The organism is Rhizobium ruizarguesonis (assembly GCF_017357285.1).
In the GTDB taxonomy this organism is placed as follows: domain Bacteria; phylum Pseudomonadota; class Alphaproteobacteria; order Rhizobiales; family Rhizobiaceae; genus Rhizobium; species Rhizobium ruizarguesonis.
The window spans coordinates 480,704-506,276 of record NZ_CP071678.1; the positions used below are offsets into that span (position 1 = coordinate 480,704).

Here is a 25,573-nt window from a genome sequence, read left to right on the forward strand (position 1 = left end):
GAGCAAAGCGTCGCCCACAGGACGTTGGAGGATTTATGCCCGATATCGATAAGAAGGACCGGCCGGTGACCTCGGTTACCGACCAGGAGGCGCTCGATTTTCACGCAATGGGCCGGCCCGGCAAGCTGGAGATCAACCCGACCAAGCCGATGGCGACGCAGCGTGACCTCTCGCTTGCCTATTCGCCGGGCGTTGCCGTGCCCGTGAAGGCGATCGCCGCCGATCCGCAGACCGCCTATGATTACACGGCGCGCGGCAATATGGTCGCCGTCATTTCCAACGGCACGGCAATCCTCGGCCTCGGCAATCTCGGCGCGCTGGCGTCCAAGCCCGTCATGGAGGGCAAGGCGGTGCTGTTCAAGCGCTTCGCCGACGTCGATTCCATCGACCTCGAGATCGATACGGAAAATGTCGACGAGTTCATCAACTGCGTGCGCTTCCTCGGTCCTTCCTTCGGCGGCATCAACCTTGAGGATATCAAGGCTCCGGATTGTTTCGTCATCGAAAGCCGGCTGCGCGAGCTGATGGATATTCCGGTGTTCCATGACGACCAGCATGGAACGGCGATCATTGCCGCCGCCGGCCTGATCAACGCGCTGGAGCTGACCGGTCGCGACCTGAAGACGACGAAGCTCGTCTGCAACGGTGCGGGTGCTGCGGCGATCGCTTGCGTCGAACTCATCAAGGCGATGGGTTTTGCGCCTGAGAACGTCATCCTCTGCGACACCAAGGGCGTCATCTACCAGGGCCGCACCGAGGGCATGAACCAGTGGAAATCGGCGCATGCGGCAAAGACCGACACGCGCACGCTGGAAGAGGCGATGAAAGGCGCGGACGTCGTTTTCGGTCTGTCGCAGAAGGGCGCGTTTTCGGCCAAGATGATCCGCTCGATGGCGGAGCGGCCGATCATCTTCGCCATGGCCAATCCCGATCCCGAAATCACGCCGGAAGAGGTGGCCCGCATCCGCGACGACGCCATCATGGCGACCGGCCGTTCGGACTATCCGAACCAGGTCAACAACGTCCTCGGCTTTCCCTATATCTTCCGCGGCGCTCTCGATGTCCGCGCCTCGACCATCAACGACGCGATGAAGATCGCCGCCGTCAAGGCGCTGGCAAACCTTGCCCGCGAGGACGTGCCCGATGACGTCGTTGCCGCCTATCAGGGCAACCGGCCGCGTTTCGGGTCGCAATACATCATCCCCGTTCCCTTCGATCCCAGGCTGATCTCGGCGATCCCGGTGGCAGTCGCGCAAGCCGCGATCGAAAGCGGCGTTGCCCGCAAGGTCATCACCGACATGCCCGGCTATGCCCGCGAGCTTTCGGCGCGCCGTGATCCGATCGCCTCGACGCTCGCCAGACTCTATGAGCGTGTCCGCCGGCATCCGAAGCGGATCGTCTTTGCCGAGGCCGAGGAAGAACAGGTCCTGCGCGCCGCGATGTCCTATGCCAACCAGCAGCTCGGCACCGCCATCCTGCTCGGCCGCGAGGATCTGATCCGGGCGACGGCGGAACGCGCCGGCATCGATCTCAACCGGCCGGGCCTCGAAATCGTCAATGCCCGGCTTTCGACCCGGGTCGAGGCCTATATCGACTATCTCTATGCCAGGCTGCAGCGGCAGGGTTATCTCCACCGCGACGCCCAGCGGCTGATCCATAACGACCGCAACCACTTCGCCGCCACCATGGTGGCGCTCGGCGACGCCGACGGCATGGTGACGGGCATCACCCGAAACTATTCGACGGCGCTCGAAGATGTGCGCCGCTGCATCGACGAGAAGCCCGGCCACCGCGTCATCGGCGTGTCGTTGGCGCTCTGCCGCGGCCGCACGGTCTTCGTTGCCGATACGGCGGTGCACGACATGCCGACGGCCGTAGAGCTTGCCGATATCGCCGAAGAGGCCGCCGGTCTAGCGCGGCGCATGGGTTATCCGCCACGTGTCGCCATGCTGGCCTATTCCACCTTCGGCCATCCCTCGGGTGAACGCTCCGAGCGGGTGCGCGAGGCGGTGAAGATCCTCGATAAGCGCCGCGTCGATTTCGAATATGACGGCGAGATGGCGGCCGACGTCGCCTTGAACCGCAAGGTGATGGAGCAATATCCCTTCTGCCGCCTCTCCGGGCCGGCCAACGTGCTCGTCATGCCGGCCTTCCACTCGGCCTCGATCTCGACCAAGATGCTGCAGGAACTCGGCGGCTCCACGGTGATCGGCCCGATCCTCGTCGGCCTCGACAAGCCGGTGCAGATCACCTCGATGGGCGCCAAGGACAGCGACATCGTCAACATGGCGGCGATCGCCGCCTATGGGGCGGGTTCGTAAACCTCGTCCTGCGTTTCTGAGACGCCTTTTGGTGCCCGGCTGACAGTGCGTCGGCCGGGCATTTATCCGGCTTTAGACTGGCGCCGAGGGGTGAAGCATCATGATCGCCAAGGCTTGCTAGATCAGGATGATTTTAGGCCCGATCGGCCTAAAATCTGAATCCTGATCTAAATCAAAGAAATAGAGCATGATGCCGAAAACCGCGCACACTTTTCGGCATCATGCTCTAGCCATTGCCGGCCCGATCGTGCCCGGCCTCGAGCGCGCCTCCTGAAGATGAGATCAAGTTGAGAAACAAGCTTGTCGTTTTAGTCATCGTGGTCGCCAGCTGTTTCGCTTATACGAAATTGATGGCCAGGGTCGGCCCAGGCTCGCCGCCTCCGGATGCGCCATTGGAACAACGGGCTGACCTCATTCGCGTTTATAAATCCGAACGTCGCATGGTCCTTCTCAGAGGCGATGCTCCCATCTCTACATACCGGATTTCTCTCGGCACGGCTGCCGATGCCGGGCCCAAGCAACGAGAAGGTGACGAGAAAACACCTGAAGGGCGTTATGAAATAGACTGGCGAAATCCAAAGTCTATGGCCTATCTGAGCCTGCACATTTCCTATCCAAACCCGGATGATCGGCGCAACGCTGAAGCCGGAGGCTTTCCAGCCGGGGGCGATATCATGATCCACGGGCTTCCCAATGGCTGGGGCCTATTCGGAAACGTCCATCACCTTTGGGATTGGACGGATGGGTGTGTTGCAGTAACCAACGCGGAGATGCGCGATATCTGGGCTCGCGTCCCCACTCATACCCCGATAGAGATCATGCCCTGAAGCATTGCGAGGAAAGGCTCTAGCTCGCGAAGCGGCCGGCGTCGGCGCCGTAATAGTTCAGGTAACGGTCCGAAATGCTGGTGATCGGCAGCACGATCAGCACGTCGGTCGTGTTGAAGGCATGATCGACAACCGCGCTGGAGCCGACCATCGCACCGAGGCGCAGATAGCCCTTGATCAGCGGCGGCAGGGCCATCAGCGCCCGCTTCGGGTTGATGGCCTCGACGGGCATCAGGTCCATGTTGCGGGCCAGATCCGGCAGGGCGCCGACAGCCCATTCGTTCTTCGCCAGCACATTGTGATAGAGGAAGGACAGCGCCAGCGCGTGGCTTTCGAGATAGACGCCGGGGAAAGAGGCGCAGCCGAACATGGCGCTGACGCCATGCTTCAGCGCATAGGCCCAGTTGCCCTGCCACAGAAGCTCGACGGTGCGCTTGGTGCGGTATTCCGGCAGCACGCAGGAGCGGCCGAGCTCCATGAAGCGCTTGTCCGGATGTTTGGCGATGAGGCCGTCGATTTCGAATTCGGAAGCCGAGTAAAAACCGCCATTGGCGATGGCGACATCTTGACGCAACAGCCTGTAGGTGCCGACGATCTGGTCTTCCGGGTCGCCCTCGATCGAGCGGTCGAGAACCAGAAGATGATCGCAGACAGCGTCATAGGCGTCGACATCGCGCTGGCGGCGCATGGCATCCAGCGGCAGCTGCGCCTTCATTTCGTCGACGAAGACGCGGTAGCGCACGGCCTGGGCGGCATCGATCTCGCGTGCCGTGCGGGCAAGGCGGGTCTCCAGATTGCCGATGCGGCCGAGGATATCGCCGTCCTTCTGTACAGCAGCCGTCGAGGGCCGTGCGGGCTCCGCGGTGGTGTCACGATTCAGGATGTCGATGGCGGACATGACGATTCTCCCGTTGCCGGCTTATCGACGCCATAAAACACTTCTCTGCGACAGGAAAGTGACATTTTGAGTTTCCAGCCGCAAGAAGCGTGCCGGTTTCTGAGGCGCTCACCGCGCCTCTGCCCGGCGGGCGGAAAGGGCGGCAACCGCCTGAACTTCGGTCAGCAGCCGCACCGGATCGACCGGCTTTACCATGACGCGGTTGGCGCCATTCAGCAAGACCTGGCGGCGCGATTCGTCGCTCTTGTCGGCGGTCAGCACGATCACCGGCACCGAGGCAAGATCGAGCCGCCGTTCATGGCCGCGCAGGCGTCCCAGCATTTCGATGCCGTTACCACCAGGCATCGAGAGGTCGCTGATGATGATATCGGGCCGGGCATTCGCCTCGCAGAGCGCGTAGTCGAGCAGGGCCTCGAAATCTTCGACATGGCGCACCTTATGCCCGCCCTTTTCCAGGACGACGCGCACCAGCATGGCATTGATCGGGTCGTCCTCGCCGAGCAGGATGCTGAGCCCGCTGGCGGCAACCAACGTCTCTGTCACCGAAAGGCCGAAGCCCGGCTGGTTGTCGTTGAGCGCGTCGCGCTTCTCCATGCCGCGCATGCGCCCGCGCAGCACGTCGATCAGCGACTGCTCGCGCAGCGGCCGGATGAGCCAGGCGTCGAAAAGGTCGAGCGGATGGGCGCTGCGCTCTTCCGGATTGACGAGCAGCACCTTGCGCAGGCCGAGGGCGGCGATGTCGGCGCGATCGGCAAGATGGGCGGAAAATTCAGCCGACATCCGGTGGTCGATGATGATATCGGTCGGCCGCCGTCCGCCCTTTGCCAAGCCGAGCAGCGTTGCCCGCGCCGTCTCGCCGTCGCCGACGAGATGGCAGAGGCCGCCGAGCGTGGTGATCGTCTCGGCAATGGCTGTGCGCGCCGCACCGGCTGGGGCCAGCAGCACGACGCTGTTGCCGGCAAGCAGCGTGTTTCGCCGGTCGGGGCGCTCACTGCCGATATCGACGGGGAAGCGGATGGTGAATTCGCTGCCTTTGCCCTTTTCGCTGGCAACCGTCAGCGCGCCGTTAAATTCGCGCATGATGCGGGCGGAGATGGCAAGGCCGAGCCCGGTCCCGCTGCTCTTGTCGGCAACGCTCCCGCCCTGCTCGAACTCGCCGAAGACGCGCGCCTGCTCCTCCGTCGTCATGCCGGGACCGCTATCGGTGACGGTGATCGAGATGTCGTCGGCGTCGAGCGATACGCGGATGAAGACACCGCCGACCTGGGTGAACTTCACGGCATTGCCGATGACGTTGAAGAGAACCTGGCGCAGCCGCGCCGGGTCGAAGCTCATATTTTCGGGCACGTCGGACGACACTGTGGCGCCGATCTCGATACCCTTTTCATGCGCCCGGTGGGCGAGCATCTCGACGACGCTTTCCAGAAGCTTGCGCAGCGATTCCGAGCGCGGGTGCAGCGCGAAGCGGCCGACCTCAATGGTGGAGAAGTCGAGCAGATCCTCGACGAGTTGCGTCAGCGCATGGCCGGACTGGCGGATGTTCGCGAGATAGTTCTGCTGTTCCTGCGTCAGCCGCGTCTCGGCGATCAGATGCGTCATGCCGAGGATGCCCGAAAGCGGCGTGCGCACCTCGTGGCTGACGGTGGCAAGCAGCCTCGATTTGGCGGCGCTGTTATATTCGGCTTTCTGCCGGGCCTCTTCGCGACCCTGCGCGATGAGCCGCTCGTCGGTCACGTCGCGGGCAACGCTCTGCAACAGCAGGCGGCCATTTGCCGGGTCGCGGGTGACGACGTCGCGCCAGAGGAAGATGCGCTGGCCCTCCGGTGTCGAGATCTCGACATCGTAGCAGTGCGGTATCGGGCCGGGGCGGAAGGCAAGCCCGATCTCCTCGCAGGTTTTTCCTTCCGGACGCAGCCGCCCGCTCAGGCGGCGAAAAGTATCGTTGGCGGAGATGATGCGCCGGTCCATGGTCCGGCTGACCGTGATGTCGCCGAGCACGTCGTGCACGTCGGCAAACAGCTTTGCGCCAGCGTTCCAATCCTGCAGGGATTTGCCGGGGCCCTGCCCGGCCTTGCGCGGCCGAACCATCAGCAGGGCATAACTGGCGATGACGGCAAGGCCAAGAACGACAAGGCCGCCCGAAAGAAGCAACGGATCGCCGGCATGGCCAAGCAGCATCAGGATCGTTGCGGCAAGAAGGCCGGCGCCGCCCAACCAGTAGAACAGCAGGCGCCTTGTCGGTGCGGTTCCCCTCTGACGATCATCGGCTCCCTGAGGTGCCGATGCGCCGGGTCGTGAGGAAGAGGCCTCCATCCGCTTCTCATGCGGCTTGGCGGCGGGTCCACCGAAGGCGGCGGACAATCTTTCCTGCAACTGTCCCAGGTTCTGCATGCTATCTGGATAACATGAGGCCCGTTCCGAATGCCTTCAGGATTTCGATAAGATTTTAGCGGCTGGCCTTTTTTGGCAGCAGCAGCTCGTCGAGAATGACGCAACCGGCGCCGATGGTGATGAAACTGTCGGCGAGATTGAAGACCGCGAAGGACCAGCTCTCGGTGTAGAAAAGAATGTAATCGATCACATGACCATAGGCGAAGCGGTCGACGAGGTTGCCGATCGCCCCGGCGATGATCAGCGCATAACCGAGATGAGCGATCCAGCGGTCCTTCGCCGTGCGGTGCCACAGCCAGATGACGAAGGCGACGATGACGAGCCGCATGCCGACGATGAACCAACCGTCCATGCCGGACAGCATCGAAAAGGCGACGCCGAGATTGTAGGTGCGGTAGAGCGCCAGCATCGGAATGACCGGCACCGCCTCCTGCAGCGGCAGAGTGTGATCGACGGTGATCTTGACAACCTGGTCGATGAGAACGGCGACGACGATGAAGAAGAAGATCGGTGCCGGGCGCGAAAACAGCGCGGGGCGTGCATGCGTCTGTTCGGTCATTTGCCCTCGGCAAGTGAGAGGAGATGGCGGCGCGCCTCGAAAAGCATGACGGCGGTGGCGACGGCGAGGTTGAGGGAATCGGCGCGGCCCTGCTGCGGAATGCGGGCAAGCGCGTCGGCCTCCCTGGCCAGCTGCTCCGGCAGGCCGGATTGTTCGTTGCCCATCAGGAGCACGACCGGCTTTTTCCGGTAGTCGATCGTCCGGTAATCGACCGCGCCGGCAAGATGCGTCGCGACGACGGAAACGCCGGCCGATTTCCGCCAGGCGATGAATTCCTCAGGTGTCGCCCGCGCGACCGGAACGGCAAAGACCGAGCCCATGGTGGCGCGCACGGTTTCGAGCGAAAACGGGTCGGTCGTTTCTCCCAGCAGAATGATGCCGGAAGCGCCGGCCGCATCGGCCGTGCGGATGATGGTGCCGAGATTGCCGGGGTCGCGCACCCGGTCGAGCGCCACCCATGTCTCGCCCTCCTTTGGCCGGATACCCTTGAGCGGTGTCCAGCGCTGCTCGAAGATGCCGACGACCATTTGCGGATTGTCACGGCGGGTGATCGAGGCGATCACCTTTTCGCTGACTTCGAGCACCAGCCCGCCCGAGGCGACGGTCCTTGCCGCCATCTGCTCGACCAGCGGCTTGCCTTTGGCGGCCTTGGCATAGACCAGCGTGCGGATCGCCCAGCCGAGTTCGATCGCATCGATGACGAGCTTCAGCCCTTCGGCGAGGAAAGTACCGCTTTCCTCGCGCGACTTCTTGTTGGTCAGCGCCTTGATGTCCTTGATGATCGGATTGGCAAGCGAGGTGACTTCCTTCACCTGTCCGACCCTGCGCGGCCCCTGATCGTGGAAGTCCTTGCTCATTTCGGCACCCAGCGGGAAAAGAGGGAGGTGGAAAGCGCGCGGCCCGGCGTCCTGCCGTCGGTGCCGGCTTCGCGAATCACCAGCTCGCCGGATTCGACCACGCCGCCGGCGCCGCGCATCGTCTCGCGCATCAGCTCGTGGATCGAATAGAAGCTGGCGCGGATCGAATAGGCCGTCAGCACTAGGCCCACTGCCTTTGGCGACAGGATCTCGCGGCAGACGTCGAGCATCAACGGCAGATGCTCGAAGAGGTGCCAGACTTCGCCATTGGGGCCGCGGCCGAATTTCGGCGGATCGGTGAGAATGATGTCGTATTGGCTGCCGCGGCGTTCTTCGCGCAGGATGAATTTCATCGCATCCTCGCAGATCCAGCGGATCGGCAACTTCTCCATGCGCCCGAGCGCCTGGTTTTCCCTTGCCCAGCCGATCGCCTTCTTCGAGGCGTCGACATGGGTGACCTCGGCGCCGGCTGCGGCGGCGACCAGCGAGGCGACGCCGGTATAACCGAAGAGATTCAGCACCTTCAGCGGCCGGCCGGCCTTTTCGGCCTGCTCCTTCATCCAGCTCCAGTGGACGATCTGCTCGGGGAAGACGCCGACATGACGGAAGGAGGTGAAGCGGCCAAGGAAATCGACGCCGAGCAGATTGAGCGGCCAGGTCTCGCCGAGCGCCTCTTTCGGGAAGCGCCAGCGGCCGGTGCCTTCCTCGTCGGTGTCGCCGGTGAAGGCGGCATCGACCTTTTCCCAGACTTGGGGCGGCAGCGAAGGCCGCCACAGCGCTTGGGCCTCGGGGCGGATGATGCGGTAGGGGCCATATTGCTCCAGCTTTTCGCCGTTGCCGCTGTCGATCAGGTGGAAGTCGCCGGCCCCGAGCGATTCGAGGATGACGGGCACGCGCTCAGTCGGGCGCTCGCCGCTGCGTGTTATCAGGGGACGCACGACGGCGGCAGGCACAGCAGCCTCGCGCACCGCCTCGCGGGTTGCCGCGGGCCGCGCGACCGGCTTTGGCGGCCGGCCTGCCCGATCGTCCCTGCGGCTTACACCGGAAGGACCTGATGTTTTCTTCTGGCCCGGCCGGCCTTCTCTTTGTTTCAACGTGCTCTTCCGCATCTCTGTCGGGGTGGCTTATCGGCTTTTGCGTCCTCTACAGCGCCGTGCGTCTTTTTTGAGACGCGCAAAGGACGCTGCAGCACTTGAATTATGCAGTAGCCCAGAAAAGCGTGCCGGATCAACTGCGCAGCCGACCTGACCCGGGCAAGACGACAGGGTCTCCCGGCGCGGCGCCTATTTCAAGCCCTCGGAGGCTTGTGTGCGAAGCCAGCTTTCCGCCGCATAGAGGGCTGCGACATGCATCGATTGCATGATGACGGCGCCGGACTGCAGGTCGCCAAGGGTGGCAGCAAGATCCGCAAACAGCAGGTCGACCTTCTCGCCGGGGTCGAATGCCGGTTCGCCGACCTTGCTCAGGCCGAGCGCCAGCCAGCTCGTCACCACATTGCTGTGGTTGGCCGCATTCGGATAGGAGGTGAGCAGCTTGACGAAGGTCGAGGCTTCATAGCCGGTCTCTTCCCGCAGTTCGCGCCGTGCCGCCGCCATCGCCGCATCACCGGTCTTGCTATCGCCGGGTTCGATGCCGCCGGCGACCAGACCGGCCACGATCTCGCCGCGGCCGTGCCGGTATTCGCGCGTCAGCAGCACGCGCCCGTCGGGCATCAGCGGAATGACGTTGATCCAGTCAGGATAATCGAGCACATGGAACGGCGCGATGACGGTTCCATCGGCGGTGACGCAATCGTCGCTCCGGACCCGGATCCAGCGATCTTCATAGGTGATACGGCTTGCCGTCACGCTCCAGGGCTTCAGTTCGTCGTTCATCGGCCCATCCCCTATGTGTGTCAAATGTGTGCCAGATCGGAACCCGGCAGATAACATTCCGTCCCGCCTTGGCAAAGCGCTTTCCCGCTGGGATAAGATGAGCTGATCGGAGATGGGGCTATCGAATGGATTTCACCGGCGAAGAACGCATCGCCGCGCCGCGGGACGTCGTCTGGGCAGCGCTCAACGATCCCGAGATCATGCGCGGCTGCATTCCAGGCTGTCAGGGCATCGAGCGGCTGTCGCCGAGCGCTTTCGAGGCGACGATCAAGGTCAAGTTCAGCCTGCTGTCTGCCACCTTCCATGGGCTGCTGACGCTTTCCAATGTCGATGCGCCGAAGAGTTACACGTTGTCGGCCGAAGGCAAGGGCGGTCTTGCCGGCTTCGCCAGGGGTAGCGCCGATATCGTGCTCGAGGAAAGGGGTGTGGAGACCATCCTGCACTACCGGTCGAAGGCCGAACTCGGTGGCAGGCTCGCCCAGCTCGGCGCCCGCCTGCTCGATTCGACCTCGCAGAAGCTCGCCGAAGGGTTCTTTTCGGATTTCAATGCCGCCGTCGTCGCGAAGATGGCGGCCGGTTAGGCTTGGCGCGGGCTGAGGGTTTGTTTAAATCGACGTCATGACGTGGACCATCAGGCCGCCGCGGGCGGAAGACCAGGAAAGGCTCGCGGAGATTTATCTTTCCGTGCGCCGCGAAACATTCGTCTGGGTCGATCCCGGCAAGTTCTATCGCGAGGATTTCGCCGCCCATACGAACGGCGAGACGGTTTTCGTCTGCGCGCATGAAAGCGGCAGCGTCGCCGGCTTCCTGTCGCTCTGGCCGGAGGACGATTTCATCCACATGCTCTATATCAGCCCTGAATTTCATGGGCAGGGCGCTGGCACGGCGCTGCTGCACGCCCTGCCGGAATGGCCGCAACACCGGTACAGGCTGAAATGCCTGGTGAAGAACCGGCGGGCGAAGGCGTTCTACCTTTCCCACGGGTTCCAGGTGACCGGCAACGGCGCCTCGCCGGAGGGTGACTATGAGGAATTGAGCTTTTTTCCGGTTTGAGACGCCGCCAAAGCCGGCCGTCGACATGCCAATCCGGTTTTACCGCGCCGGCAGCTGCCCGGCGATTTCCTCGGCACGGTTTTTGTGGCGGTCGGCCTCGCCTTGCCAGCGAATGGCTTCCTTGGCCTCGGTGCGGGCGCGCTTGCGGTGTTTGCCCTGGCTGAACCAGGTGGCGGCCGCGCCGATCAGCATGCCTGTGATCAGCGCGATGAACAGGAAGACGAAGAAGGGCGCGGAAACTGCAAGCACCTGGTCTTCCGGCCGAAACGGATTGAAGGCGAGCGTGACGCTCTGCCGGTTGGCGACGCAAAAGACGATGAGGATGACGCCGAGCGGCAGCAGAATCAACAGGTTGACGATCTTCTTGGCCATTTGAGGTCTCCACGCGGCAGATTGCGCCGGTCTTTTTGCGGGGCGCGTTTCATGCTTACAGCGCCACGCGTCTCTTCAGACGCGTAAAGTACGATGCGTTACCAGAATAGGAAAACGGCCCTCAAGTTCAAGTGCGGTTTCGCCGCAGGCAGCGACGGCTCAATCCTCTTCGTCGGCCTGGCCGGGATTGAGCCGCTCGCGCAGCTCCTTGCCGGTCTTGAAGAAGGGAACCCACTTCTCCTCGACGAAGACGGTATCGCCGGTCCGCGGATTGCGACCGGAGCGGGAAGGGCGGTTCTTGACCGAAAAGGCGCCAAAGCCGCGCAATTCGACTCGGTTACCCGCAGCCAGTGCATCCGTGATCTCGTCGAGAACCGCGTTGACGATATTCTCGACGTCGCGGTGATAGAGATGCGGGTTGCGTGCCGCAACTATCTGCACCAATTCGGACTTGATCACATTCGCCCCCTTAAATTATTGATTTCTTATCAATCGTGGCCAACCTGCCAAACTGAAAGCAGCCCGTCAAGAAGCAACTTTGGGGGCAGGATTCCATTGATATCCTGGGTTTTCATGAGATCATCATAACCGAAGATCGTAATCAACCGGGAAACAGCCCCAGCGAGCAGAAAGGGCGTATTGCTCTTCTTGTCCCAGTCCACCATCGGCAGTTCGCCGTCGACGCCGCGCGACGTCAGATAAGCGCGGATCTCAGCCTCGCCGCCGATTGCATCGACGAGTTTCACCTTCAGCGCCTGGCGGCCGGTATAGATCGTGCCGTCGGCCAGTTTCAGCACCTCGTCGCGCGGCAGCTTGCGCCGGTCGGCAACCAGGTCGACGAACCAGTTATAGCTGTCGACCACCATGTTGCGGATCATCGCCTTGGCCTCTTCGCTCGCCTCGTGGAAGGGCGAGGGCTCGGCTTTCAGCGGCGAAGACTTGATCTCCTGCAGCGAGACGCCGATCTTGTCGAGCAGCGGCTGGATCTGCGGGTACTGGAAGATGACGCCGATCGAGCCGGTGATCGAGCTGTCGCCGGCAATGATCGTATCGCCGGCGGTGGCGATCATGTAACCGGCGGAGGCGGCAAGTGTGCGCACGTCGGAGACGACAGGCTTCTTGGCTGATATCGCACGGATCGCCTTGAAGATTTTTTCGCCGCCATAGGTCGTGCCGCCGGGCGACGAGATCGAAATCACCGCTGCCTTCACCTGGTCGCTGGTCTCGACCTTCTTCAGCCGCTCCAGAAGTTCGTCGTCGTCGACGATCAGTCCAGATATCGTCACATGGGCGATATGCGGGCGCTCCGTCCCGGCATCGCCGAGGGCAAAGTGGTAGAAGGCGAAACCCAGTGCCACGATGAGGGCCACCGCGATGAGGCGCCAGAAGCCGAGCTTGCGGCGCAGCCGCCGGCGATCCGCGATGATCGAACTGTCCATGGAAACCTCCAGCGCTGGCACCGGCTTCGGCACGCCGCCGATCAATCCGGTGAAATAGGGTGGCAGCGACCCGTACGAATGCCACTTTTAAATGTTTTTCCGTTTTGTTGCTTGTTGCAGAAAAAATTCCATATTGGCAAGCCAATGTAATAATGCGAAACGAACTGTGATTGGCGGCCCGCTTTGTTATCGAGGCGCGGCGATCACCGCACATGGACGAGGCCTATGCTCGATACCCTGAAGAACAACGGACATGCCGCCTATTCAGGGTCCGGCAAGAATGCCTATGGCGATGCGTTGTTCCATTCCGCCCGCGTGCGCCGGCTGAAAATATTGCTGCCGGTGGCGGCCCTGGTCATCGCAGCGAGCCTAACCGCGGTGGCGTTGGTCCGCATCTATCTGCCCGAGAACATCAAGTTGGAAGGCGCCAAGATCGAGAACGGCAAGGTCGTGATGGAAAAGCCGGCGATCGCTGGCCGCAATTCCGACGGCATCAACTATTCGATGCTGGCCGAAAGGGCGTTGCAGGACATCCGCAATCCCAATCTCATCACGCTCGAAACCATCAAGGCCGCTGTGCCGATGAATGACGGCCTGATCGCCCGCGTCGTCGCCTCTACCGCCGACTACAACCGCGCCACCGACAATCTGCATATGACGGCCCCCTTCACTTTGGTGCTGAGCAGCGGCCTCAATGCGAATTTCCAGTCCGCGCAGCTCGACATCAAGGGCGGAAACATGCGGAGCGACGACCCCGTCACCATCACCAAGGACAATGCCTCCATTGTTGCGCAGACGCTTCAGATAACCGATAAGGGGCGGGTGATCACATTCGAGGGGAATGTTCGAATGAATGTCGATCCATCCACCATCCATAAACAGGGCACTTAACCAGCCGGGTCATCCATGACAAAAGATTGTCGCATTTCCACTTGCAAGACAGGCATGGCATTCATTGCCGGCGCATTTGCCCTTATTCTGACGGCCTCGGGCGCGGGTGCGCAGTCGACCACGATGTCGGGCATGAAGCTTTCCAACGACCAGCCGATCCAGATCGAAAGCGACAAGCTTGAGATCCATGACCAGGAACACACCGCGCTCTTCACCGGCAAGGTCAAGGTCGTCCAGGGCACGACGACGATGCAGTCCGGCAAGATGACCGTCTATTACAAGGACAAGGCGGCAAAGCCGGCTGCTGACGGCGCCCAACCCGCCGCCCAGCCGGAGCAGTCGGCCTCGCTTGCATCGGGAAGCGCAGATATCGACAAGATCCTGGTGACGGACAAGGTCCTCTTAACCTCGGGCACGCAGACGGCGACCGCCGATGACGGCAATTTCGACATGGCCTCGCAGACATTCATCCTCACGGCAGATGAGGGAAACAAAGTTATTCTGTCGGACGGGCCGAACGTCTTCACCGGCTGTAAACTGACGGTTCACATGCAGACTGGCCAGGCGGAGCTTGAAAGCTGCGGCGGGCGTGTCCAGATTCAGCTCGATCCGAAATCGAAGCCGAATACACCGCAGCAGAAGCAGAACTGAGAAGCCGGCCTCCCACGTGAAATTATCATCGCTATCCACCATGTTCGGCAAGCCCGGGCCACAAGCTGCGGGCGCCGCCGACAAGAGTCGCTATCAGGGAACGCTGATTGCACGCGGTCTGACGAAGACCTATGCGACGCGGCGCGTCGTCAACGGCGTTTCGCTGGTGGTGCGCCGTGGCGAGGCCGTTGGCCTGCTCGGCCCGAACGGCGCCGGCAAGACCACCTGTTTTTATATGATCACCGGCCTTGTGCCGGTGGATGAAGGCACGATCGAGATCGACGGCAACGACGTCACGACCATGCCGATGTACCGCCGCTCGCGCCTTGGCGTCGGTTACCTGCCGCAGGAGGCCTCGATCTTCCGCGGGCTGACGGTGGAAGAGAATATCCGCGCCGTCCTCGAAGTGCATGTGAAGGACAAGGCCGAGCGCGAGCAGAAGCTGAACGAGCTGCTGGAGGAATTCCATATCCAGAAGCTGCGCAAGAGTGCCGCCGTAGCCCTGTCCGGCGGTGAACGCCGCCGCCTCGAAATCGCGCGTGCACTTGCGACCGACCCGACCTTCATGCTGCTCGACGAGCCCTTCGCCGGCGTCGACCCGATCTCGGTCGCCGACATCCAGAATCTCGTTCACCACCTGACGGCGCGCGGCATCGGCGTTCTCGTCACCGACCACAATGTGCGCGAGACGCTGGGTCTCATCGACCGCGCCTACATCATCCATGCCGGTGAGGTGCTGACCCATGGCCGGGCGAACGACATCGTCAACAATCCGGAAGTGCGCCGGCTCTACCTCGGCGACAATTTCAGCCTCTGATACCGGGCGACCCGCAGAAATTCACCTTGTCGGCATAGTTCCGCTTGACCAAATACAATAAAAAAGCAATTTTTGGGCCAACTTGGATTTCCGTGGCCTGAAGCCTTGATCGGACGCGGTTTCCCGGAGGAATTGAGGGGAGTTTCGCGTCCGTCATGGCACTGTCCGCCAATCTTTTCCTGCGCCAGACCCAGTCCCTGGTGATGACACCGCAACTGATGCAATCCATCCAGTTGCTGCAGATGACGCATTTTGAACTCACCCAGTTCATCGCCCAGGAAGTCGAGAAGAACCCGCTGCTCGAATTTCCGTCGAATGACGGCGAGGGGGGCGGCGAACGCGGCGAATCCGAAGATGGCGAGTATGCTCATCAGCCGGAAGATGCCGGGTCGGATGACGGTTACGACAACCGGACCGAGGCGCTTTCCAGCGACTGGTATGACAATGGCGGCAGCGCCAGCACGAGCCGGCTGAACGACGAACTCGACGCCAATTACACCAATGTCTTTCCAGATGACGGTGCCCCGCAGCGCCTCGATGCGCCGGAGCTCGTCAGCCAGTGGAAATCGATGCCGGGCAGCGGCGAGGGCGCCGATTACGATCTCGATGATTTCGTCGCCGGCCAGGTGTCGCTGCGTGATCATCTTGCCCAGCAGATCCCCTTCGTCCTGCCTGACATGGCCGACCGGCTGATCGCGCAGAATTTTGTCGACCAGCTCGACGACTGCGGTTATCTGCAGGCCGATATCGTCGAGGCGGGCGAGAGGCTGGGCACGAGCCTCGCACAGGCCGAGCGTGTGCTTGCCACCCTCCAGAGCCTCGATCCGCCGGGTGTTTTCGCCCGCAGCCTCGCCGAATGCCTGGCGATCCAGCTCAGGCAGAAGGACCGATATGACCCCGCCATGCAGGCTCTGGTCGAAAACCTCGAACTCCTGGCGCGGCGCGATTTTGCCACGTTGAAGCGGCTCTGCGGCGTCGACGAGGAAGATCTTCTCGACATGCTCGGCGAGATCCGCCAGCTCAATCCCAAGCCGGGCAGCGGTTTCGAGGCGGGTGTTTCCGAAGCGATCATGCCGGATGTGGTCGTCAGAGCCTCCTCCGAGGGCGGCTGGCTGGTCGAGCTCAATCCGGATACGCTGCCGCGCGTGCTGGTCAACCAGTCCTATTTTTCCCGCGTGACCCGCAATGGAGAGGATCACGCCTTCCTCTCCGATTGCCTGCAGAGCGCCAACTGGCTGACCCGCAGCCTCGACCAGCGGGCAAAAACCATCATGAAGGTGGCAAGCGAAATCGTCCGCCAGCAGGACGCCTTCCTGCTGCATGGCGTCGACTACCTGCGCCCGCTGAACCTGAAAACGGTCGCCGAGGCGATCAAGATGCATGAATCCACAGTCAGCCGCGTCACGTCGAACAAATATATGCTGACGCCGCGCGGCCTCTTCGAACTCAAATATTTCTTCACCGTCTCGATCAGCGCCGTCGCTGGCGGCGATAGCCATTCGGCCGAGGCCGTGCGTCACAAGATCCGTGCGCTGATCCTGCAGGAGAGCCCGGAGGCGGTGCTTTCCGACGACGATATCGTCGACATGCTGAAAAAGGGCGGCGTCGATCTTGCCCGCCGCACGGTTGCGAAATACCGGGAGGCCATGAACATCGCTTCTTCGGTGCAGCGCCGTCGCGAGAAGCGAGCGCTCGCCAAGGTCGCCGGCTTCTGACCCTGTCATGCTTCGACCTGGATCGAAGCATCCTGCCCGCAAATCCCGTTATTCCTCTCCAGGCCCTGCGTCTTTTCAGACGCAACGGCGCTGCAACCCTTTGAATTTTCTTGAACGAAGATCGAAATGCCGACGATGACGCCGCAAATTCCGAACCTTGCCAGGGAGCTTTTCCTGCTGCTGGTGCTGGCGACCCTCTGGGGTTCCTCCTATAGCTTCATCAAGATCGGCGTCGAGACCATCCCGCCGATAACGTTGATCGCCGCCCGCACGCTGATTGCCGGCGGTATTCTGCTGGCCGGGCTGCGCCACCGGCGTGTCCGCCTGCCGTGCGATGGTGCGACCTGGCGCCGGTTTTTCGTTCAGGCCTGTCTGAACAGCGTCGTCCCCTTCACGCTGATCGCCTGGGCAGAACAGTCCGTCGATGCCGGATTGGCGGTGATCCTGAATTCGGCAACGCCGATCTTCGCCTTCCTGCTGACCGTGCTGATGACCCGCCATGAGCAGGTGACACTGCGAAGGCTTTTCGGCGTCATGGCCGGGCTTGCTGGCATCTGCCTCGTCATCGGCGTCGAAGCGCTCGGCGGTCTCGGCGAAAGCCTGATGGCGCAGCTTGCCATCATCCTGGCGACCATCTGCTATGCAGGTGCCGCGATTTTCAGCAAGAACTTCAAGGGGCTCGATCCCGCAGTGCCGGCGGCCGGCTCGTTGATTTCAGGCGCGGTCATTCTCCTGCCCATGAGCCTCGTCGTCGATCGGCCATGGGAACTCGACCCGTCGGCGGCATCGGTGCTGGCGCTGCTTGCCCTCTCCGCCTTTTCGACGGCCCTTGCCTTTACGATCTATTTCCGTCTCGTCCAGACGCTGGGTTCGGTCGGAACCACCTCGCAAGCCTATCTCAGAGTGCCGATCGGTGTTGCGATCGGCATCGTCTTCCTCGGCGAAAAGCTGAGCCAGACGGCCTGGATCGGACTCGTCTGCGTCATATCAGGTGTCGCAGCCATGACGATCCCCGCGAGGGCGAGCGCAACGCAAGCGCGAAGCGCATAAAGTTGATGGGGTGGCAATCGGCGGCATAACTTGCCCAGCAAGGTATCGACTACACGTTACCCGGGCGCCGCCGATGGTGATTCTCGCCCTATTGACTTTTCGGTAACCTCTGGCTAGAAGCCCGCCGCAATCGATGCCGCGAACGGCGTCTGTAGTTATCCCCAGCATCAGAAGGGTACCAAGGACCCGCAGGCCTAAGCCGATCTTGCTTGAGATTGTGCGAAGTGCTTGGATGAACCTGAGGCTTGGCGTAAACTGATACCCGCAAACGACCATAAGAAGGGAAACTCCATGAGTGTGCGTGTATCCGGGAAACATATGGAAATTGGTGAATCCTTCCGTCAAAAGATCGAGGACCAAATTGGTATGGCCATCACGAAATACTTCGACGGGGGATATTCCGGCCAGGTTACCGTGGAAAAGGCGAGTTCTCGTTACTCGGCGGACTGCAAGCTGCATCTCGACAGCGGCGTGGTACTGCATGCGGCCGGCGAGGCGACCGACCCGCAGTTGGCTTTCGACGCTGCCTCCCAGCGGATCGAAAAAAGGCTGCGGCGTTACAAGCGCAAGCTGAAGGACCATCACGCCGGAAACCATCTGAATGGTTTTGCAGAGGTCTCCTACACGGTTATGGATTCCGTTCCTGATCACGATGATGAAATCGCCGACGATTTCGCTCCGGCGATCGTCGCTGAAAGCACCAAGCAGCTGAAGACCATGTCGGTCGCCACCGCCGTGATGGCGCTCGACATGACCGACGAGCCGCTTCTCCTGTTCCGCAGCCCCGGCAAGGAACATCTGAACATCGTTTACCGTCGGCACGACGGAAATATTGGCTGGATCGATTCAGCCAGTATCAAAGGCTGAGATCAGCGTGGTGAGCGGCGGTGTTGCCGCCGCTCCTTGCATTTGATCCCGGCGACAGAAGGAAAAAGAAATGGCATTGGCAGATTTGCTCCATCAGGATGCGATCATTCCCGCCCTCAGAGTAAATTCCAAGAAACAGTTGCTTCAGGAATTGGCTGCAAGAGCCGCCAGGATCACCGGGCTTTCCGAACGGGAGATCTTCGACGTTATCCTGCAGCGCGAACGCCTGGGCTCGACCGGCGTCGGCAACGGCATCGCCATTCCCCACGGCAAGCTGGGAAACATCCATTCGATCGTCGGCATCTTCGCCCGGCTGGAACAGCCGGTCGATTTCGAGGCGCTGGACGACCAGCCAGTCGATCTCGTGTTCCTGCTGCTTGCGCCGGAGGGCGCGGGCGCCGATCATCTCAAGGCTCTGTCGCGTATCGCCCGCGTGCTGCGCGATCACGATCTGGTCGCCAAGCTGCGCGCCACCGATTCCTCCCAGGCGATCTATGCCTTCCTCAACGAAGAGCAGACGTCGAACGCTGCCTGACGCGCGTCGCGCGATAACGCATCGCATTCTCGAATGCAAAAAAAGGCGCCTGATCTCTCAGGCGCCTCAGACTGCTGACAAACCCCTGGCACCGTCCAGGGGTTTGTGATTCATTGGGACATGTTGAAGAAACCTGCCCCCACCCAGACGGCTCTTGAGATGGTGACGCTCGACAGCCTGGTGCCAAAGGATCACGTGCTTCGCAAGATCGATGCGGTGATCGACTTTTCCTTCATCCATGGCCGGGTTGCGGGGCTTTATTGCGCCGACAACGGCCGCCCGCCGCTCGATCCGACCTTGATGTTCAAGGCGCTGTTCATTGGCTACCTGTTCGGCATCCGCTCGGAGCGTCAGCTGGTGCGCGAGATTGAGGTCAACGTCGCCTATCGCTGGTTTCTGCAGATGAAGCTGACGGATGGTGTGTTTGACGCCTCGACGCTGTCGCAAAACCGCCGCCGGCGCTTCAACGACACCTCGGTTGCACAGGACATCTTTGATCATATCGTTGAGCAGGCGATCCGTCATGGCCTGGTGGATGGCACGGTGCTTTATACGGATTCAACGCATCTGAAGGCGAATGCCAACAAGGGCAAATATGATCTTGCGATGATCGAAAAGTCGCGTTCCGATTACTGGGCCGACCTCGACCGGGCGATTGAGGCCGAGCGGGCACTCCACGGCCAGAAGCCCTTGAAGGAAAAAGAGCGCGAGCCGGAGGTGAAGGAAACCAAGGTGTCGCGCACCGATCCCGACAGCGGCTACATGGTGCGCGACGGCAAGCCGAAGGGCTTCTTCTACCTCGATCACCGCACGGTGGATGGCAAGCTGGCGATCATCACCGACACCCATGTCACGCCCGCCAATGTGCATGACAGTATCGTCTATCTCGACCGGCTGGACCGGCAGCGTGAGCGGTTCGGCTTCGAGGTCGGTGCTGTCGGGCTGGATGCCGGCTATGCGACATCCGGCATCGCCAAGGGTCTTGAAGACCGCACCATCCTCGGTGTCACCGGCTATCGCAATCCGACCCCGCCCAGAGCCGGCATGATGCGCAAGTCGAAATTCGGCTATGAGCCCGAGACAGACGGTTACCGCTGCCCCGAAGGCCAACTGCTCGCCTATGCCACCACCGACCGCAACGGTTATCGCCACTATCGTTCGGATCCTGCCATCTGCCGCGATTGTCCGTTGTTGGCCTCCTGCACCAATAACGCCACGGCGACACGTACCATCACCCGCCATGTCTGGGCCGATGCCCGCCAGCGCACCGATGCCAACCGCCTGACCCCTTGGGGCAAGGCAATCTACAAGCGGCGAAAGGAGACGGTCGAACGTTCCTTCGCCGATGCCAAGCAGCTTCACGGGCATCGCTATGCCCGCTTCCGAAGTCTCACCCGAGTCTCATGCCAGTGCCTGTTGGCTGCGGCCGCCCAAAACATCAAGAAGATCGCAATGGCGCTCACCACAGCGTCAAAACCAGCCATGGCGTGAGCCGATACATCCTTCTTCACCTCCGCCAAAACACTACCGCCAAAAAAATCCAATCCGCAAAAACAAAACCCGCCGAAAAATCGACGGGTTTGTCAGCGGTCTGAGGCGCCTGATCTCTCAGGCGCCTTTCGCATTATGATGCACTGAACGATCAGAACTCTTCCCAGCTGTCCTGCGCCACGGCCGCGGATCCACGCGACGGGGCAACGGTGCGACGGATCGCCGGGGCGCTCACGCGCGAAGGGGCTGCGGCTGCCGGCGCCCGCATCTTTTGCGCGACCGAGGCAAGCGCTGCGGCGTTCCCCGAACCCGAGACATTGAAGCGGGTGGCGAGCGCCTTCAGCGTCTGTGCCTCGTCGTTGAGTGCGACGCTGGCGGCGGTCGCTTCCTCCACCATCGCCGCATTCTGCTGCGTTACCTGGTCCATCTGGTTCATGGCCTGGTTGATTTCCTTCAAGCCGACAGCCTGTTCGCTGGCCGATGCCGAGATCTGCCGGATGAGCTCGTTGATGCCCATCACCTGTTCGGCGATCTTGTGCAGCGTGCCGCCGGCGCGCCCGACGAGATCGACGCCTTCCTTGACCTGGACGGCCGAGGTGTTGATCAGCGTCTTGATTTCCTTGGCGGCATTGGCCGAACGCTGCGCGAGTTCACGCACCTCCTGGGCGACGACGGCAAAACCCTTGCCGGCTTCCCCGGCACGCGCCGCCTCGACACCGGCGTTCAGGGCGAGCAGGTTGGTCTGGAAGGCGATCTCGTCGATGACGCCGATGATCCGCGAAACCTCCGTCGAAGATTGTTCGATCCCTTGCATCGAGGCAATCGCCTTCTGCACCACTTCGCCGGACTTTTCCGCATCCTGGCAGGCGAGGTGGACGTTGTCGGCTGCCGTGCGCGCATTCTCGGCGCTGGAATCGACCTGCGCGGTGAGCTCGTTGAGCGCGGCCGCCGTCTCTTCCAGGCTTGCGGCCTGCTGCTCGGTGCGCTTGGCGAGGTCGGAAGCGCTGTTGCTGATTTCGCCGGTGCCGGAACCGATGTTGGCGACGCTGAGGTTCATCGTGTTGATGGTCTCTTCGAGGCTCGCCAGGGCAGCGTTGAAATCCTGTTTCAGCTTGCCGTATTCACCGGGGAATTCGTCGGTGATGCGGTGGCCGAGATTGCCCTGCGACAGCGCGGAAAGGCCGGCGCCGACGATCGAGACGATATGGCGCTGCAGCGACACCGATTCCTGGCGTTCCGATTCCGAGCGGCTGCGCTCGGTCTCGGCGGCCTGCCGCTGGTCGGCGGCCTCGTGTTCGAGGCGGCGGCTGTCGGCGAGCGTGAAGCGGAAGCCTTCCAGCGCCTTGGCGACCGAACCGACTTCGTCGCTGCGGTCCTGTGCTGCGACCGGTTCGCCATATTGGCCGTCGCTCAGCGCCTTGACGCTGGCGACGAGCCCGCCGAGCGGCCGCTGCACGAAAGAGCGGACCGCGAAATAGAGCGCCAGCATGACGGCGCCAAGCACGATCAGCCCGTTGATGATCATCATGTAGGTCTGGTCTCGCACCGGCGCGTTGATCGCCGTGTGCGGCACGTCGACGAGCACGACCCAGGTGGCGTTGACGCCAGGGACCGCGAACGGATAGACGACGCGATCGAAGGGATCGAGGCCGTCATAGGTGAGGTTCCTGACCAGACCGGGCTGCTTGCTCGACAGCGCCGTCTTGACGATGTCGGTGCCCTCACCATCATATTCCTTGGTCATCAGGTCGGGGATCGGCGCGACGATCCAGTTGCCGGCCTGCGACAGCAGCGTGACGCGGCCCGAACCGAAAGGATGCAGCGCCTGCAGCTTGTCGGTCAGCGACTTCAGCGAAATGTCGACGCCACCGACGCCAATCATCTTGCCGCCCGACATGACCGGATAGGCAATCGAGGTCAGCAGCGTCGGCACGTCTGTTCCCTCAGCCATATAGGGCGTGGTGATCGCGCCCTTGCCACTGTCGGCGGCGAGCTTCCACCATGCGGCGGTATAATCATTGTCGAAGGTCGAATATTGGATGCCGCCGTCCTTGGTCTTCGACCAGTAGGGCGTGAAAGCGCCGTTCTTGTTCGTGCCTTCGTCATTATTGTTGGCGATCTCGGTGGTTTTGCCGTCAAGCGCGCCGAGCTGCTCGCAGAACCAGCTGCCGAAGGCGAAGGCATTCTGCTCGAGATTGGCCTTGAGCACATTGATCATGCCCTTGCGATCGAGCGACTTGCCTTCATGGCCGCGGCCGATGACGCCCGACATGGTGCGCGCGGCACTGGCGAGTTCGCCGACATTGGCGGCGATTTCATTGGCGATCGATTTTGCCTCGAGGTTGGCCTGATCCATTGTCAGCGTCTGGACGCGATCCCGGGTCTGGCCGATGAGGAAAAAGTTCGAAACGATGAGAACAAGCGCAATGGCGATGCCGGTGATGACGATGAGTTTCGCCGCAAGCGATTTCATACGAAAAATGAACATGGGGTCCTCGGGCAAGGATGCGCCGAACGGGCATTCTCCGGCACAGGAGCAAAGGCTCGCCCCATCATGAGGCAGCCGCTTGGACGTCCGGAATCCGAAAGGCGGGAGGCGCCGGCGACCACGAGGAACATCGCCGGAAATCTCTTAAATTTGAATGAAACTCTATCGATCGAGGCCAGGAAAATCGCCGGAACGCCCTGAATTACAGGGAGTTTTGCCGGCGGTTTCGCAAAGAGACGCCCCTATATCCTGTCTGCGACTTCCTCGCTCAAGGGGATCGATGGTTGCGCCCCAGCCTTGAGGCAGGCGAGCGAACCGGCAACCGCTGCACGGCGCAGCGCCGAGACAAAATCGAGGCCGTCGTCGAGGCTGGCAGCGAAATAGCCGCAGAATGTGTCTCCGGCGCCGACCGTATCGACAGGTTCGATCTTGAGACCCTGCGCTCGTGAAATCGCCCCGTCGCGGATGGCGATGACCCCGTCGGCGCCGAGCGTCACGATCAGCGTCTGGCCGGTTTCCGCATGCAGGCGCGCAAGGGCTGCCTCGCGCGCTTGGGCGTCCATGCCCTCCTGTCCGGCGAGCCGCTCGAACTCGGTCTCGTTGGCGATGACGATATCGGCAAGCCGGCCGAGACGCGGCGCATCGGGGATCAGCGGCGCGAGGTTGAGAATGCTGGTGACGCCCTTGGCGCGGGCGGCCGACAGCGCGCGTTCGACGGCAGCAGCGGGTACTTCGAGCTGCAGCATCAGGATATCGCCTTCGTTCATGCGGCCGATCGCCGTCTCGGCATCGGCAGGCGTGACCTGGCCATTGGCGCCGGGAACGACGGCAATCATGTTCTCGCCATCGCCGCCGACAAGGATCAGCGCCGTGCCGGTGGGACCGTCGACATGGTTGATGAGGGAAAGGTCGGTGCCTACATCATCGAGCAGAGCCAGCGCCTCCGCAGCAAAGGCATCCTTGCCGACGGCGCCGGCCATATGCACGTAGCGGCCGGCGCGGCGCGCTGCCAGCGCCTGGTTGGCGCCCTTGCCGCCGGCGGCCGTGGCAAAGCCGTTGCCGGCCACCGTCTCGCCGGGCTTCGGCAGACGCTCGGTCGTGGCGATGAGATCCATGTTGATGGACCCGAAAACTGTGATCATGAATGTGTCCCGTCTTCTGGAGCATGATGCCGAAAAGTGTGATCGGTTTTCGGATGACATCATGCTCCTAGTGTTTCATGCGGGCGAGACACTGCCCGAAGCGATCACTCCTCGTCAACCACCCGGAGCTTCAGAAGACCGGTGCGGCTTTCCACCGATTTGGCCGGGGCCACGTCGTCGCGGGCGGGGGGTGCATCGCCGCTGCCCGCCTCGAATTCAAGCGCTTCGATCCTGGCGCCGCGCCTGGTGAGCTTGTCGGCTGACGTGACCACCATGTCGATATCCTTCTGCGCCATGGCGAAATGGCCCTGCAGTTTGCGCACCCGCTCGTCGAGGCGGCTAAGGTCGTCCATCAGGATCGCCACTTCACCCTGGATCAGATGCGCCTGGGCCCGCATGCGCTGATCCTTGAGCACGGCCTGGATGACCTGGATCGACAGCATCAGCAGCGACGGCGAGACGATGACGATACGCGCGCGATGCGCCTTCTGCACCACCGGTTCGAAATGCTCGTGGATCTCGGCGAAGATCGATTCGGACGGCACGAAGAGAAAGGCTGTATCCTGGGTTTCCCCCTGGATCAGATATTTCTCGGAAATGTCTCGAATATGGATTTCCATATCGCGGCGGAACTGCTGGCCGGCGATCTTGCCTGCCTCGGGGCTGCCGGCGTCGCGGATCGCGTTCCAGGCTTCGAGCGGAAATTTCGCGTCGATCACCAGCGGCGGCGCGCCGTTCGGCATACGAATCGTGCAGTCCGGCCGCGAACCGTTGGAGAGCGTCTGCTGGAAGGCGTAGGCGCCCATCGGCAGGCCGTCGGCGACGATCGTTTCCATCCTGGACTGGCCGAAGGCGCCGCGCGTCTGTTTGTTGGACAGAATGGCCTGCAGCCCGACGACATCCTTGGCGAGCGTCTGGATATTATTCTGCGCGGCATCGATGACCGCCAGCCGCTCCTGCAGCCGCTGCAGGTTCTCATGCGTCGATTTTGTCTGCTCGGTGATCGTCGAGCTGACGCGCTGCGACATGCCATCGAGGCGTTGGCTGATCGTCTGGTTGAGTTCGCTCTGTCGCGCGCCGAAGACCTCGGTCATGACAGCGATGCGGCCCTGCATCTCCGCCTGGATCTTCAAAAGCTCGGCCATGCGCGCTTCGTTTTCCTCAGCACGAAAGCTTGCCTCCTCCGCCTGCTCGCGGCGAAGGCCGGCGCCGCGCAGCAGAAGCACGATCACCAGCAGGGCGAGGGCGGCGAGAACGCCGCCGACAAGCGCCAGCATGGCCGGGCTGATCGAGGCAAGGGAAAGGGCGAGCGATTCGGAATGGATGGTCATGCGG

General features: G+C 62.0%; 24 protein-coding genes. 12 read left to right on the forward strand and 12 right to left on the reverse strand.

The window, feature by feature from the left end; all coding sequences use genetic code 11:
* The first annotated feature begins 35 nt into the window (after positions 1 to 35).
* Positions 36 to 2,321 (forward strand): NADP-dependent malic enzyme, encoded by a 2,286-nt coding sequence (locus J3P73_RS02330; protein WP_018070069.1) that lies wholly within the window; start codon positions 36 to 38, stop codon positions 2,319 to 2,321.
* A gap of 287 nt (positions 2,322 to 2,608) precedes the next feature.
* Complete coding sequence (locus tag J3P73_RS02335) at positions 2,609 to 3,148, forward strand: L,D-transpeptidase family protein (RefSeq protein ID WP_130654460.1); 540 nt, start codon at positions 2,609 to 2,611, stop codon at positions 3,146 to 3,148.
* 19 nt (positions 3,149 to 3,167) lie between these two features.
* On the opposite strand, the gene olsB is transcribed toward J3P73_RS02335, so the two are convergent.
* From olsB to J3P73_RS02365, 6 genes are all read right to left on the reverse strand, one after another.
* The gene (olsB, locus tag J3P73_RS02340; protein WP_018070071.1) at positions 3,168 to 4,046 is read right to left on the reverse strand and encodes a l-ornithine N(alpha)-acyltransferase; all 879 of its coding nucleotides are present in this window, start codon (positions 4,044 to 4,046) and stop codon (positions 3,168 to 3,170) included.
* 108 nt (positions 4,047 to 4,154) lie between these two features.
* Positions 4,155 to 6,437, reverse strand: coding sequence for a PAS domain-containing hybrid sensor histidine kinase/response regulator (locus tag J3P73_RS02345; protein ID WP_130764795.1), 2,283 nt, complete (start codon positions 6,435 to 6,437; stop codon positions 4,155 to 4,157).
* A 55-nt stretch (positions 6,438 to 6,492) separates the two neighbouring features.
* On the reverse strand, positions 6,493 to 6,996 hold the full coding sequence (gene lspA / locus J3P73_RS02350) for a signal peptidase II (protein ID WP_130721425.1): 504 nt from the start codon (positions 6,994 to 6,996) through the stop codon (positions 6,493 to 6,495).
* Positions 6,993 to 7,853: a TrmH family RNA methyltransferase gene (locus J3P73_RS02355; RefSeq protein ID WP_024322180.1), complete on the reverse strand. Its 861-nt coding sequence runs from the start codon at positions 7,851 to 7,853 to the stop codon at positions 6,993 to 6,995. Before J3P73_RS02355 ends, lspA begins: the two co-directional genes overlap by 4 nt.
* Positions 7,850 to 8,947 carry a class I SAM-dependent methyltransferase gene (locus J3P73_RS02360; protein WP_130764796.1) on the reverse strand — a complete coding sequence of 366 codons (1,098 nt, stop codon included), beginning with the start codon at positions 8,945 to 8,947 and terminating at the stop codon, positions 7,850 to 7,852. Before J3P73_RS02360 ends, J3P73_RS02355 begins: the two co-directional genes overlap by 4 nt.
* 189 nt (positions 8,948 to 9,136) lie before the next feature.
* On the reverse strand, positions 9,137 to 9,784 hold the full coding sequence (locus J3P73_RS02365) for an NUDIX hydrolase (RefSeq protein ID WP_024322178.1): 648 nt from the start codon (positions 9,782 to 9,784) through the stop codon (positions 9,137 to 9,139).
* Between the two features lie 68 nt (positions 9,785 to 9,852).
* Here J3P73_RS02365 and J3P73_RS02370 point away from each other — a divergent pair, with 68 nt between their 5' ends.
* Positions 9,853 to 10,308, forward strand: coding sequence for an SRPBCC family protein (locus J3P73_RS02370; protein ID WP_018070077.1), 456 nt, complete (start codon positions 9,853 to 9,855; stop codon positions 10,306 to 10,308).
* 37 nt (positions 10,309 to 10,345) lie between these two features.
* Entirely contained in the window at positions 10,346 to 10,780 is a 435-nt protein-coding gene (locus J3P73_RS02375; RefSeq protein WP_018070078.1) for a GNAT family N-acetyltransferase, read from the forward strand.
* Positions 10,781 to 10,819: 39 nt separating this feature from the next.
* Here J3P73_RS02375 and J3P73_RS02380 read toward each other — a convergent pair whose 3' ends face one another.
* From J3P73_RS02380 to sppA, 3 genes are all read right to left on the reverse strand, one after another.
* The gene (locus tag J3P73_RS02380; protein ID WP_017966752.1) at positions 10,820 to 11,152 is read right to left on the reverse strand and encodes a LapA family protein; all 333 of its coding nucleotides are present in this window, start codon (positions 11,150 to 11,152) and stop codon (positions 10,820 to 10,822) included.
* Between the two features lie 159 nt (positions 11,153 to 11,311).
* Entirely contained in the window at positions 11,312 to 11,611 is a 300-nt protein-coding gene (locus J3P73_RS02385) for an integration host factor subunit beta (RefSeq protein WP_003544934.1), read from the reverse strand.
* Positions 11,612 to 11,640: 29 nt separating this feature from the next.
* On the reverse strand, positions 11,641 to 12,591 hold the full coding sequence (gene sppA / locus J3P73_RS02390; protein WP_024322176.1) for a signal peptide peptidase SppA: 951 nt from the start codon (positions 12,589 to 12,591) through the stop codon (positions 11,641 to 11,643).
* A gap of 225 nt (positions 12,592 to 12,816) precedes the next feature.
* Between sppA and lptC the strand changes: the two genes are divergently transcribed.
* The 8 genes from lptC to J3P73_RS02430 all read left to right on the forward strand — a co-directional run bounded on the left by lptC (position 12,817) and on the right by J3P73_RS02430 (position 20,608).
* On the forward strand, positions 12,817 to 13,482 hold the full coding sequence (gene lptC, locus J3P73_RS02395; RefSeq protein ID WP_024322175.1) for an LPS export ABC transporter periplasmic protein LptC: 666 nt from the start codon (positions 12,817 to 12,819) through the stop codon (positions 13,480 to 13,482).
* Between the two features lie 15 nt (positions 13,483 to 13,497).
* Complete coding sequence (locus tag J3P73_RS02400; protein WP_018070081.1) at positions 13,498 to 14,133, forward strand: LptA/OstA family protein; 636 nt, start codon at positions 13,498 to 13,500, stop codon at positions 14,131 to 14,133.
* A 40-nt stretch (positions 14,134 to 14,173) separates the two neighbouring features.
* A complete protein-coding gene (lptB, locus tag J3P73_RS02405) occupies positions 14,174 to 14,950 on the forward strand; it encodes an LPS export ABC transporter ATP-binding protein (protein WP_020397421.1) in 777 nt (258 codons plus the stop codon).
* A gap of 155 nt (positions 14,951 to 15,105) precedes the next feature.
* Complete coding sequence (gene rpoN, locus J3P73_RS02410; protein WP_018070083.1) at positions 15,106 to 16,665, forward strand: RNA polymerase factor sigma-54; 1,560 nt, start codon at positions 15,106 to 15,108, stop codon at positions 16,663 to 16,665.
* A 126-nt stretch (positions 16,666 to 16,791) separates the two neighbouring features.
* A complete protein-coding gene (locus J3P73_RS02415) occupies positions 16,792 to 17,715 on the forward strand; it encodes a DMT family transporter (protein ID WP_024322174.1) in 924 nt (307 codons plus the stop codon).
* A gap of 291 nt (positions 17,716 to 18,006) precedes the next feature.
* Entirely contained in the window at positions 18,007 to 18,582 is a 576-nt protein-coding gene (gene hpf / locus J3P73_RS02420; RefSeq protein ID WP_017958734.1) for a ribosome hibernation-promoting factor, HPF/YfiA family, read from the forward strand.
* A gap of 70 nt (positions 18,583 to 18,652) precedes the next feature.
* A complete protein-coding gene (ptsN, locus tag J3P73_RS02425) occupies positions 18,653 to 19,117 on the forward strand; it encodes a PTS IIA-like nitrogen regulatory protein PtsN (RefSeq protein ID WP_018070085.1) in 465 nt (154 codons plus the stop codon).
* Positions 19,118 to 19,237: 120 nt separating this feature from the next.
* Positions 19,238 to 20,608, forward strand: coding sequence for an IS1182-like element ISRle11 family transposase (locus tag J3P73_RS02430; protein WP_075226224.1), 1,371 nt, complete (start codon positions 19,238 to 19,240; stop codon positions 20,606 to 20,608).
* Between the two features lie 151 nt (positions 20,609 to 20,759).
* Here J3P73_RS02430 and J3P73_RS02435 read toward each other — a convergent pair whose 3' ends face one another.
* The 3 genes from J3P73_RS02435 to J3P73_RS02445 all read right to left on the reverse strand — a co-directional run bounded on the left by J3P73_RS02435 (position 20,760) and on the right by J3P73_RS02445 (position 25,569).
* A complete protein-coding gene (locus J3P73_RS02435) occupies positions 20,760 to 23,096 on the reverse strand; it encodes a methyl-accepting chemotaxis protein (RefSeq protein WP_024323859.1) in 2,337 nt (778 codons plus the stop codon).
* A gap of 242 nt (positions 23,097 to 23,338) precedes the next feature.
* Complete coding sequence (locus J3P73_RS02440; RefSeq protein ID WP_130764798.1) at positions 23,339 to 24,238, reverse strand: ribokinase; 900 nt, start codon at positions 24,236 to 24,238, stop codon at positions 23,339 to 23,341.
* A 104-nt stretch (positions 24,239 to 24,342) separates the two neighbouring features.
* Positions 24,343 to 25,569, reverse strand: a complete 1,227-nt coding sequence (locus J3P73_RS02445; protein WP_130764799.1) for a DNA recombination protein RmuC — start codon at positions 25,567 to 25,569, stop codon at positions 24,343 to 24,345.
* Positions 25,570 to 25,573 lie beyond the last annotated feature (4 nt).